This window comes from Streptomyces sp. NPDC111507, from assembly GCF_055638955.1.
Genome location: NZ_JBVKBU010000029.1, coordinates 14,423 through 25,801, shown reverse-complemented (window position 1 = coordinate 25,801; position 11,379 = coordinate 14,423). Strand labels below are relative to the sequence as shown.

Genomic DNA, 11,379 nt, shown 5'->3' with positions numbered 1-11,379 from the left:
AGGTCGCCCACCCTCGATCCTGCTCGACCAGGTCGAAGACGTCAGCGTCGCGACCCTGGAATCCGCATCGGGCAAGGACACTCATCGGTGAACTCCACCGCTGCCATCGGGCGGTCGAGTTCAAGGAGTGCCTGACCGCCACAGACAAGGCTGTGCCCGCCGGCCTCGACGCGCACTTGGTGTGCGACCACTGTGTCACCCACAAGACCCCTGAGATCCAGCAGTGGCTCGCCCGACACCCGCGCTGCCACGTCCACTTCACGCCGATCGGCTGCTGCTCGACGAGATCCTCACATCCCTTGCCGACTGCTTCGCCAGGATCGCCCCACCCAACAGCCGAACCGGGACCGAGCGACCCTCAGGATTTCTGGCGCATCACGCCAAGTAGGCCCATTGAGCGAACGCGTGGAGATCGCTCTGCCTGCCCTACGGCTGCTTCCACCGCCGTGACCCGCCGCGGGCGTCATGCGGACACAGCGCGCAGCAGGGCGGGTGGTCGCGGTTTCCAGGCGTCATGTTTCCAAAGAGACCTGTCGAGGACGCCGCGCGGAGCCCAGGCCCTTACTCACCGCTGGGTTCCGCGCATAGGGACCAGGTCGGTGAGTGTCCGTCTGGCTCCCGTCGCCGTCCGCTCCCTGTCGGGAAGGCCGGCTGAATGAGCCCTTTCCAACCTGGCTGTGGCGTCGGGGTGTTGGTGGGCATGGGTTGTACGGAACGACGAAGCTCCTGGTAGACGGGTTCCCGGCCAAGATCACCCGTGTCCGCCAGGAGCTTAGCGTGCTTGTCTACCCGTCGTCGATCGATCTGTCCAGCCGCACGCTGCGGCACCTGACGAGGCAACTGGCCGCTCACCGGCGGGAGATAGGTACGCGATGGCGGCGTCTGCCCGTCGGCCGTCAGGCCCTGCTCGCCCTGGCCCACCTGCGATGCGGCGACACGTACGCCCAACTCGCCGCAGGGTTCGAGATCGGCATCGCGACCGTCTACCGCTACATACGCGAGGCCGTCGAAGTGCTGGCCGCCCAGGCGCAGACTCTGGCCGAGGCAATGACGACCGTCCGGACGAAGGCGTACGTGACCCTGGACGGCACCCTCCTGCCCATCGACCGGATCGCCGCCGACACCCCGTACTACTCCGGAAAACACAAGCGCCACGGCATGAACGTCCAGGTCATCACGAATCCCTTCGGCCGACTGCTGTGGGCTTCCGCGGCCCTGCCCGGCTCCACCGACGACCTGACCGCCGCGCGCGAACACGGCATCATCGACGCGCTCGCAACGGCAGAGCTGAAGTGCTGGGCGGACAAGGCGTACCAAGGGGCCGGCCGCCATGTCCGCGTACCTTTCCGGGGCCGCCGGCTCAAGCGCTGGAAGCGACGGCACAACAGCACCCACGCCAAAATCCGGTGCCTCGGCGAGCAGGCCATGGCCGTCCTGAAGGGCTGGCGCCTGCTACGCAAGCTCCGCTGCAGCACCAACCGGATCACCAACATCGTGAAGGCCGTCGTCGTCCTTCACCACGCCTCAACCTGAGGTTGGAAAGGGCTCAATCAGCGCCTCTGCGGTACCCGGATGTACTTGCTCACCGGCCTGCCGGCGCCGCGGAGCGGGACCGCGAGCCGAGGAACGCGGCGATCTTGGTCGGGTTGAACACCCACATCACCTTGTGGATGCCCTCCTTCGAGGCGGCTATCGTCATGAACGCCATGGGTCGGCCATCCCGGTAGATCGTCATGCCCGGAAAGCCGTTGGCGTCGACCAACGTGGGCTTCGTTTCCCGCCACAGCCGGGGATAGGTCGACATTTTGGCGATGCGTTCACGGCCCAGCACAGGTATACGAGCGCAGCCCTGGAGACCGTTTCCGTCGGACAGACTGACGGCATCGGCGGTGAGTAGGGTCTCCAGTGAAGCCACATCCCCCGTTTGAGCGGCTGAGACGAAGGCGTTCAAAAGGCGCCGGTGCTCCGCCGTGTCCACGCTCTCCCGCTGCTCGTCCGACAGATGCTTGCGAGCACGGCTGACGATCTTCCGTACGTTCACGACGCTGAGCTGAAGAATTTCAGCGATCTCGGGGTAGGTGTAATCGAACGCTTCACGCAGCACGTACGCGGCGCGTTCCGTTGGGCTCAACTTCTCCAGCACCAGCAGCAGCGCCATTTCGAGGGCTTCTGCGCGCTGTGCGCCCACCTCCGGATCCGAGCTGGTGTCGATGGGCTCGGGCAGCCAGGGCCCGATGTAGGTCTCCCGGCGCACACGCGCCGACTGCATGACGTTGATCGCCAAACGGGTCGTGGCGCTCGAGAGGAAGGCGACCGGGCTGACCACCACGGAGCGGTCTGTCTTCTGCCAGCGCAGCCACACCTCCTGGACCACGTCCTCAGCCTCGGTCACGCTGCCGAGCACACGGTAGGCGATGCCGAACAGACGTGCCCGGTGCTGCACAAAGACAGAGACAGCCTCTTCAAGGTCCCCTCTCGGGGCGGACAGTTCGAGATCCATGATGATGCGTTCTCCGTTGCTCCGGTTACGGCTGTCTAGCGGCGGGACCGCGCGGCTACCGCGCAGTTGCGGATGGCTCCGGCCTGCGATGCCAGGCGCTCTCCTGAAGACCGAGGTGCTGCCGGGCACAAGGCGCTGTATGGCTCGTTCGGGTGGTACCGGAACTGTGGTCACTGAAAGTCACGACTGCTCGAATCACATCTGTTCCATAGACCGGGATCGGCTCGTTCCTGTGACACGACTGGGGTAGAAGGGCCGCGCATGGCCCGGGCGAAGGCCGTGGAACAGCTCTTCACGAAGTTGGGGAGTGATGATCTGAGCAGTCGTCAGCCTGCGGAGCTGCCTGCGGATGGTCTCCAGCAGGTGCTCGGAGTTCTGCTGCTCGGTATGTGTGGTGCTCTTTCAGGCCGCCGCGGTACTTCTCGACCCAGTTCTTCGCGAACGAACTGTCAGGGATCTCGGTGAGGACCTTCTCCATCTCGGCCTTGGTGGCGTCGGTGACGTAGTCGCCCCACTCGGAGGTGCACCAGTGCATCTCCTCCAGGCCACACTTGTACGTGAGTTCCACGATCAGCTACAGCTCGCGCAGACCTCGAAGTAGATCTCCGGCAGGTAGCCGACCCCGGTCGGCGTCTCGAGGCCTGTCTTCACCACTGATGACGCCTGCCCGCGTGTCGCCGATGCCCGTCGCACAGAACTGCACACGTCCATGCCAGCCGGGGACTTGATGAAGCCGAACCGGATATTGAAGCCGTGGCGGACGTAGCCTGGCGATCAGCACTCCGCGCCGGCGCGATCGCCGATGTCGTTCCGAAGCCGCCTCTGCTCGGGCTCTTCGTGCTTGCATCGGCGCGTGGCTGACCAAGCCGTAAGCCTGACGGCCCGGACGGGCGAGAGTACTTGCTCGCCGCCCCCGGACGCCGACGGTGTCAGCCACCGTCGACGAACGTGACCGTGTTGTCGAGCGGCGCTCGGCCGGTACGGGGTTGGCTTGCCGTCCCGTCCTCGTGCCCGATCGACATGCCGCAGAAGAGGAGGAGTTCATCCGAGGGCGATAGGACCTCGGCGACGGTCTTGTGATACTTCGCCCATGCCATCTGCGTGCAACTGTGCAGCCCTTCTGCGCGGAGGAGCAGCATGACGGACTGCAGATACATGCCCACGTCGGACCACTGGGGTCGGCCCATGCAGCGGTCGATGTAGCAGAACAGGGCGGCGGGTGCCCCGAAGCAGTCCCAGTTCGCGGCAGCGGCCCTCTGGCGCGCTTCCAGGTCCTCACGCGGAATGCCGAGTGCGCCGTAGCGCTGCTCACCGAAGGCGGATCGGCGCTCCTGGTAGGGGCTTTTTAACTCCGGCGGGTACTGCTCGTACTCCGGCTCGTCCCAGGGATCGCCTGCGGCTATGCGCTCGCCGGCGCGCTTTTTGAGCTCAGCCAGTGGCCGGCCGGTCAGCACGTATGCGTGCCACGGTCGGAGGTTCGATGCGGACGGCGCCCAGGCCGCGGCGGACAGCACGCGCCCCAGCACCTCCCGCGGGACCTGCTGGTCGGTGAATCCCCGCACAGCTCGTCGACTCGCGACCGCTTCATAGACGTTCATGATCGCCTGCATCCCCTCTCCGTCCGGCGCATCTGTCACCGTCACGGTCGCGACAGTATCAGTTAATATTATCTGGGTAAGGGTGGGGCGGTGCACATGGAGAGGGGGACTCGTGCAGGGGCGGGTCGCGAGCGTCGCCGTCGTCTGCCGGTCCCCGGCAGGAGTGGTCTCCGCGCCGGTCCACGGGGTGAGCGCCGCGACACAGACTTGCTGCGGGTCGATGTGTCGGCCTGGGTGTATGCGGCCCGTTCGGCAATGTTGGGGCGATGAAGCTTCCGACCGTGATGCCCGCAGCCGAGTCGGTGTGTAGCAACGGCGGTCGCAGTCCTTGGGCCGAGTTCGCCGTGAAGGTTGTGCGGCGCGGAACCCGTCCACGCCTCGGGCAACCGTCGTGCGGGCGCGCGCTTACGCCTCGCCCTCTGCGGGATGGGCGAACCGGGTCAGCAGCCCCGTCAGCTGCTCGGGCTCACCGGGCCCCAGCTCGGCAACCAGGCGCTCGGCCAGCGGCTCCGCCGCCACATGCGCCGCGTCGAAAAGCTCGACGCCCTGGGGCGTGATCTCCACCGCCCGTACCCGCCGGTCCCCCGGAACCGTCTTGCGTACGGCCAGCCCCATGCGTTCCAGGTCGTCCACGACCCGCATGATTCCCGCCTTGTCCGACCCCGTCTCCGCCGCCAGGTCGCGCTGCATCGTGGGCCCGCGGTCGACCAGCACGATCAGCACCGCGAAATGCCGCAACTCGACGCCGAGCGGGCGGAGCGCCTCCGTCATCGCCGCGGCCACACGCCAGTGTGCCCGCCGCAGCAGCAGGGCCAGAGCGAAAGACGAGGTGTCCCCGGGGCGGTCGGTCGCACGCGAGGTGGCGGAGTGGGCGGTCCTGTGAGGAGCGTGGGTGGTCACGGGGTCACATTACAGCCATATGTGCATTCGAGACTGTTTCACTTGAAACTAAGTGTGTGGTGCTGCTCTCTCTCGCACCCAGGACCGTCAGCTCGCGGCCGGGTCGCGAGTGCCGAGGCCGGCGGCGGTGAGGCGGCTGTTCGCTGCGATCCGGTTGAGGATGTGATCGACGCGGGACGAAGTTCGGCGAGTCGGTCTGACGTGTCGAGGACGTCCATGTGTCCGTTGTCGTTGAACTGCCACAACGTCCCCGTGCTGACCTGCACGGGTAGCGGTTGGCCGGCCGCTGGGTCGATCGGCAGTCGGACTCCGGCTGGGCCGATGATCGGCGAACCGGTCGTGGTCGATGCGCCGGAGTCGTCGGTGTCGGTCACGGACGGCTCGTCGAGGACCTGGAGGACGGTGGCTACGGTCGGCTCCCCCCAGTGCTCTCCGCTGGCGGGGATGCTGGTCGCGATGTGGACGACGGATATGAAGTCCATCATCAGGCACCTGCATGGCCCAAGGAACACTCCGCCGACAGGTCCCCAACCAGCGATATCCGCAGCTCTCAGTCAGTGGCCGGAGCGTCCCGCAGGACCGGGCGGCCACTCCTCCAGAGCCGTCAACGGCAACCTTCTACCAGCCACACCTGACCCTCCCGGACCGCCTCATGTTCTTTGGGGACCGTCTACGAACGCCACAGGCTGCGGTCGGCGGACGGGACTTGGGAACGGTTACTCCAGCAGGTCCAGGCTGCGGCCGACGCCGCGGGTGAGATCGACTGGGACGTCTCCGTGGACTCCACCATCGTCCGCGCGCATCAGCACGCGGCCGGCGCCCGCTTCCGATCCGCCGCCGGCACCGCGTCTCAAAGGGGGCTGTACCGCTGGAACATCAGGGCGAAACCGCATGGCGAAATCTGGTGGCCCGCCTGGCGGAGGTGGTGCGGGAGGTGAGGGCCCGGGCCGCTCGCGGGGCGGGTTCACCAGCAAGCTCCACTTGAGCGCGGTCGGCCGTTGCCGCCCGCTGTCTCTGGTCGTCACGCAGGGGCAACGGGCGGATGTGCGGACCGCACCCAGTTCCGCGATCACGGGGAGACAGGGGGAGATGGGCTGCAACCCTCCCGCTGGTTACGGCTCTTGCCGGGGGAACGGCGGCCTGTGGCTCGGAGGAGTCGGCGCAGGAGCGTAGCGACCGCATCAAGGCCCAGGTACCACAGCGGGTCGACGAGTGGATCAATGTCCGCAACGCCGGCACCTGAGTGGGGGAGTTGCTGAGGGACATGGCGCTCGCTCGCGGTGGCGCGTCCCCGGTGGAAGCGCTACCGGGTCAGGCGGGGTGCCGTGCCGGGTGGGAGCGGCAGGACCTCGGCGAGAAGTACGGCCAGGACCTCGTGGCCTCCTGGGTCGCCGGATGCACGGACGTGGACGTGGCGGTCCCCACGACGACAGGATGAGGCGCCGTCGGCGGTTCATGATCTGGGAATGGCTCGCAGTGCTCGCGGCCAACAATGGCGAGTGCATGTACTGCGGTGACCGCTCACAGACCATGGACCACGTGATTCCGTTCGCCGACGGAGGCGCGGATGAACTGACGAACCTCGTGCCGGTCTGTCACGACTGCAATCGGAGAAAGAGGGACAAGACCCCGCTGGCCTGGTTCATCGGGATGGACCTCACGATCCGCTGGTCCGGCAACGGCACCCCTCAAGGGCGGAGTGGTCGCGACGACAGCAGCATGAGCCTGCGAGAGATGTACCTCTCGGTCCACGAAGAGGTCCTGGGGCTGCTCGACGACCTGGACACGGTGGCCACGGAAATCGCCGATCGGACACGCCGGGAGTGGTTCGAGACCCGGTATCGGCTGTAGCCCTGGCGCGGCGGGGCTTCAACCTGCCTACCCCTTGATGTTGTCGAAGGTAACCCACTGCTGGACGATGAGTTTTCGCATCACTGATCATGCCTTTCGAGTACCTGTCGGATGAACAGGTCCGCCGGAGTGGGTCGAGGCGCCAACGAACTCGCGCTGCGCTGGAGGTGAAGGGTGGCGGCAGTCCGGACGCCGGCACGGACACGGCCGTTGCGGGGCGGAGAGGCCGGCCCGGCGGGAGCCTCAGCAGCGTGGTGCGGTCCGCTCTCGCCCGCGACAACGCTGGTCGTGCCCCATTACTCCGACACGACTGGGGGCAGCGGTTCCCGGGCTGCGTGCCAGGCTGCGGGGAGAGCGGCGACTCCCGTGCGGGCGGCGATCACCCCGCCCGCGATAGCGCAGGTGGTGTCGATATCACCGCGCCCGGCGACCGTGCACCACAGGCCCTCGTGCAGGTCGTCGAGGTGCCCCGCCGCGCACCACAGAGCGTAGGGGACGGTGTCGGGCCCGGACATTCTGTAGCCGGAGCCCAGGACCTCCGCGGCGTGCCGAATGGAAGTGCGCTCCGGCATCCGGGCCGCGCTCCGCACTCCCGACCGGACGTCGCTGTCGGGGAGTCGCTCGGCGACTGCCTGGAGGAAGTCGGGCCGTGCCGGAGTGTTCCCGCCCCGGCTGCGCGTTGCCAGCGCCGCGGCGAGGGCGACCGCCACCGCCGCGGCGACCGCCTCCGGGTGGTGGTGCGAGACCGCGCCCTGGCGGGCGGCCTCCTCGGCGACCGTGTCGAGGTCGGCGGCGTGCCAGGCGCCGAGCGGGGCGGCGCGCATGGCTGCGCCGTTGCCCCAGGAACCCTGGCCGCCGAACTGTCCGGCGACCACCTCCTGCCAGGGCTCGCCCGCGCCGATCCGACGGAGCACGTCATGCATCGAAGCTCCGTAGCCGCGGTGCGTGTCGTCGATGTAGGCGGCCGCGAAGCGCAGGGCGAGGCGGTCCTGATCGACGGTGCCGCCGCCCTCGGCGAGTTCGCGGACGAGAACGAGCGCCTGGGCGGTGTCGTCACTCCACCGCCACAGCGGCTCCGGGGGCAGCGTCCGCGCCTCAAGGACGGCCGGGCCGTCCCGGCGCAGGATGCCGAACCAAAGGTCACCAAAGGCGTCACCGAAGGCAAGCCCGTTTAGCGAGTCCATTGCGGCGGTAGGCACGTTGATCATCGGAGCAGTATCACAGCGCGACGGTGCTCGGGCACTCCGTTTTGGGCACGGACATGCTTCTAGTCCGGACATGGTGCTGGGCGACCACGGTTACTACCAGGACAAGTACCGCTGCCTGCTCTGGGACCTGGAAGCCGCCGATCGCATGCCGTGGTACCGAGCACGCGGGGGAGCCCCAGGCCAGGACGGTCCAGCCCAGACCTGTCGGCAGGGTGCCGCCAGCGACGATCAGCGCCAGCAATCCGATCTGGACGTCCTTCGTTCGGCGGGCCATTTCCCGCTCCGCTTGCTTCACTCCGTGCCGGAGCTTGCGCAGCTTGGACCTTTCATCGGCTGCCGCTTGCCGTTGTTCGGCGCTGAGCTGCTCATCGGCTCCGGTGAGGTGAACGCGGTAGCCGTCCTCTTCCATCAGGACGACAGTGACTCCGAACGGGTCGGGGTGGTCGCCCTCGAGGCTGCGGGATAGGAGATGCTCGGCGTAGGGGAACTGGTGCAGGACGTGGGCGTCGCAGGTGGCTGCGACCATATTCAGACACTGGGCCGGTCCGACGATCGGCAGGTTGTCAGCGGTGGCGACGTCGTGACTCTCCCAGGCGAGCACGACCTCGCCCGCGCCGGCCACCGCAGCGATGTTCGCGCGTTCCGCAATGCCGGTGAGCGCGTCCTCACCCCCCTTGATCGGGCGCCCCCCCACCGGGCCGACCAGCTCGCCGCGCACCAGCGGCATGATGACCGGGCGGGGCAGGGCGCCCTTGGGGAGACCGGCGGTGTACGCCTCTCGTCACCAGGGCGTGCCAACGCTCGTGGGTGGTCGGCTCGCCGTCGACCCACCGATTACTGGCCGCATGAGCTGGGGCAGCCGGCCATGAAGGCGCCGATGGCGTCGTAGCACGACTGACTTACAGGCGGCTGATCACACTGGTGACACCCATGCCGGTGAGAAGGTAGTTTGCGGGAGGACAGAGAGAAGAGTTCGCATGGACTCCCGGATCGCCCGCATCCGACGCAAGCTGGCCAAAGTGCCCTATGCCGCGCTGCGAAGCCACTCCTTCGGTGAGGAGAAGCACGGGTTCCGTCTCGAACCCCAGTTGCCGGAGGCGAAGGTCGCCGAGTTCGAGGCCGACCACCACATCGAACTGCCCGATCCCTACCGCATCTTCCTGACCACACTGGGCGGGGGCGGCGCATCGCCTTTCTACGGCTTGCTGCCGTTGCAGTCAGGTCGGCTGTTCACGATGGACCCCAGAGGCGAACCCGGCCGTCCTCGGGGATTCACGTTCGCCGACGGTCCGCCGCACCGAAGCGACCTTTTCCTGCACATCATCGAGGCAGGATGCACCGACCTGGTGCTGCTCGGCATCACCGGACCCCTGGCCGGCCGTGTCGTCACCGGAAACGCTGACGGTTTCTGGGGCCCCAACGTCTCGTCGGCCACGGACTTCCTGGCCTGGTACGAACGCTGGCTCGACCACATGCTCGACGGCCGCGACAACCGTGACCTGGAACTGACCTCGCCCGCCCTGCGAGCGCCTCTCGACCGCGCCCTGAGGAAGTACCGCAGCCGAGAGGATCCGTCACGCAACTGAGAATCCGGAGTCACGAACTCACCAGTGTGATTCCGGCAGGTGCGGGGCGCGGGACTCGGTGGTCACACCCCGAATCCCGCATCCGCCTTCTGCCGAGCGGGCTCAGGGCTGGATCAGGTCGATGCGTTCCTGGGCGATCGGGTAACCGGCCCTCGCGAAGTGGGCGGCCATCGGTACGTTGGTCTGGTCCGTCCCGGCGACGATACGGTCCACGCCCTCGTCGGCGAGCTTGTGTGTGGCCTCGACGAGCAGGTCATAGGCGTATCCGTGACCGCGGTGCTCGGGCACCACGCCGATGTAACCGATGAGGGGGTCACCGTAGTGGTGGCCGGGGACGCTCAGGCCGACGAGTTCCCCGGCGGGGTTGTAGGCCAGGCGCCACCACTCGCGCGGGCTCGGCAGCCAGCGCAGATAGTCCAGTTCTTCCTGGGCGGCCGCCTCGAGTCCGGATGTGACGATGGTGCGGCGCACATGGGCATCGAGACTGCCCTGGTGGATACGGCGGAAGACGTCGAGGACCGCCGTGTCGTCGGGCTCGGGACGGAATTCGAGGCGGCCAGGGCGCGCGGGCACGCCGCAGTCCGGTGTCCAGCGGTAGCGGAAGCGCTCGACCAGAGGGGACAGACCCGCGGCGACGGCCGCGTCGATCCGGCTCTGGGCCTGCTCCCGGACCGCGGGGATGTCGCGCCAGCCGGGCCGCAGTTTGAGGGAGTACTGGGCATGCAGTGGCGAGGTGCGGAGCAGTTCTACGGCCGCGCCGACGTCGACGAAGTCGAACCAGTCGAGGGCGAGTGGGCTGTCGTCCTTCGGCCCGGCCCACCATGCGGCGCGTGCGACGACGACGCCGTCGCGCAGGGCCACCCAGGTCCACTCGGGGCGGTACTCACCGGCGGCGGCCATCTCGCTGTAGGTGTCGCCGAAGGCGGCAAAGCCGACCAGACCGGGATCGGGCAGAGATTCGAAAAGCGCTTCCTCGCCTGCGGCGAGGGGGCGGATGACCAGATCGGTCATGGGAGGTCCTTTCGGGTAGCGACATGCTCCCGTTCAGATCCTCGGCGCCCTCGGAACGGGGTGGGAGCACATGAGAGTCAGTCGGCTCACGGTTCCCACCTCCTTTTTGCGATCGAGGACGCGAACGCAGCGTAACAGCGTGATCGAATCGGCTACAACGGCATTCTTCCCGAGGTATCACGCCGTGGGCCAACTGGAACGCGAACGGATGGGCGGGGACGGTGCCCCGACGCGACTTCCCGGGCAGGGTCGCGGCGCGCAAGGAGCCATGGCCTGTCGATGACACCGCAGCCGGCCACGGCCAGCACTGGCGTTCCGCGCGTCGGTATCGCTTGGCCTCGACCCTCGCGACTACGAGCGGATCGTTGAACCAGGAACGCCACAGCTGCGCGGGGGACAGTGATTCGCGGGGGGCTTTGACCGGCTGCGGCGCGCCAAGCAGGGCGAGTTGCTCGGCGTCTGACGCCGAGCTGGAGATCGGCCTGCCGGGCAGCGGCAAGGGCTCGTGTATTGCCATGGTGGTCACCGGCCCCTGCCTGAGCGACGGTCGGCGGCGCGGGCGCCGAGACAGTCGGTCCAGCCACGTCCGGCCAGGGTCGCCCAGCGGGTAGGGGTTCAGAGGGGTTCCGACCGGCAGCCTGAGGAGTTCGGGGAGGACCGGCGCCGGCAGGTCGGCGGCCAGTTCGCACCGTGCGCCGCCGCGGGCGGGCCGGACGAAGACGCCG

The 11,379-nt window shown here is 67.8% G+C and carries 11 protein-coding genes and 2 pseudogenes; 5 read left to right on the top strand and 8 right to left on the bottom strand.

Translation table 11 applies throughout. The annotated features are described in order from the left end of the window. The first annotated feature begins 777 nt into the window (after positions 1–777). A complete protein-coding gene (locus ACZ7M2_RS49915) occupies positions 778–1,533 on the top strand; it encodes a transposase family protein (protein WP_471600962.1) in 756 nt (251 codons plus the stop codon). Between the two features lie 49 nt (positions 1,534–1,582). On the opposite strand, the gene ACZ7M2_RS49910 is transcribed toward ACZ7M2_RS49915, so the two are convergent. The 5 genes from ACZ7M2_RS49910 to ACZ7M2_RS49890 form a co-directional block, all read right to left on the bottom strand. Next, complete coding sequence (locus ACZ7M2_RS49910; protein WP_471600961.1) at positions 1,583–2,500, bottom strand: RNA polymerase sigma-70 factor; 918 nt, start codon at positions 2,498–2,500, stop codon at positions 1,583–1,585. A 292-nt stretch (positions 2,501–2,792) separates the two neighbouring features. Beyond that, entirely contained in the window at positions 2,793–3,068 is a 276-nt protein-coding gene (locus ACZ7M2_RS49905) for a hypothetical protein (RefSeq protein ID WP_471600960.1), read from the bottom strand. Positions 3,069–3,429: 361 nt separating this feature from the next. Beyond that, the gene (locus ACZ7M2_RS49900; protein ID WP_471600991.1) at positions 3,430–4,098 is read right to left on the bottom strand and encodes a nitroreductase; all 669 of its coding nucleotides are present in this window, start codon (positions 4,096–4,098) and stop codon (positions 3,430–3,432) included. Between the two features lie 405 nt (positions 4,099–4,503). Further along, entirely contained in the window at positions 4,504–4,998 is a 495-nt protein-coding gene (locus ACZ7M2_RS49895) for a MarR family winged helix-turn-helix transcriptional regulator (protein ID WP_471600959.1), read from the bottom strand. A gap of 38 nt (positions 4,999–5,036) precedes the next feature. Then, complete coding sequence (locus ACZ7M2_RS49890; protein ID WP_471600958.1) at positions 5,037–5,483, bottom strand: hypothetical protein; 447 nt, start codon at positions 5,481–5,483, stop codon at positions 5,037–5,039. A 207-nt stretch (positions 5,484–5,690) separates the two neighbouring features. Between ACZ7M2_RS49890 and ACZ7M2_RS49885 the strand changes: the two are divergent. From ACZ7M2_RS49885 to ACZ7M2_RS49875, 3 genes and pseudogenes are all read left to right on the top strand, one after another. After that, a pseudogene (locus tag ACZ7M2_RS49885) lies at positions 5,691–6,042 on the top strand (hypothetical protein); the annotation flags it as partial. A gap of 220 nt (positions 6,043–6,262) precedes the next feature. Continuing rightward, positions 6,263–6,436 carry a hypothetical protein gene (locus tag ACZ7M2_RS49880; protein ID WP_471600957.1) on the top strand — a complete coding sequence of 58 codons (174 nt, stop codon included), beginning with the start codon at positions 6,263–6,265 and terminating at the stop codon, positions 6,434–6,436. After that, positions 6,433–6,849 (top strand): HNH endonuclease, encoded by a 417-nt coding sequence (locus tag ACZ7M2_RS49875; protein ID WP_471600956.1) that lies wholly within the window; start codon positions 6,433–6,435, stop codon positions 6,847–6,849. Before ACZ7M2_RS49880 ends, ACZ7M2_RS49875 begins: the two co-directional genes overlap by 4 nt. 296 nt (positions 6,850–7,145) lie before the next feature. Here ACZ7M2_RS49875 and ACZ7M2_RS49870 read toward each other — a convergent pair whose 3' ends face one another. Then, positions 7,146–8,057, bottom strand: a complete 912-nt coding sequence (locus ACZ7M2_RS49870; protein WP_471600955.1) for an ADP-ribosylglycohydrolase family protein — start codon at positions 8,055–8,057, stop codon at positions 7,146–7,148. 370 nt (positions 8,058–8,427) lie between these two features. Then, positions 8,428–8,838 (bottom strand): annotated as a pseudogene (locus ACZ7M2_RS49865) (hypothetical protein); the annotation flags it as partial. Between the two features lie 196 nt (positions 8,839–9,034). On the opposite strand from ACZ7M2_RS49865, the gene ACZ7M2_RS49860 reads away from it, so the two are divergent. Continuing rightward, positions 9,035–9,643, top strand: coding sequence for an SMI1/KNR4 family protein (locus ACZ7M2_RS49860; protein ID WP_471600954.1), 609 nt, complete (start codon positions 9,035–9,037; stop codon positions 9,641–9,643). Positions 9,644–9,745: 102 nt separating this feature from the next. Here the strand turns inward: ACZ7M2_RS49860 and ACZ7M2_RS49855 are convergent, their stop codons facing one another. Further along, positions 9,746–10,654, bottom strand: a complete 909-nt coding sequence (locus ACZ7M2_RS49855; RefSeq protein WP_471600953.1) for a GNAT family N-acetyltransferase — start codon at positions 10,652–10,654, stop codon at positions 9,746–9,748. Positions 10,655–11,379 lie beyond the last annotated feature (725 nt).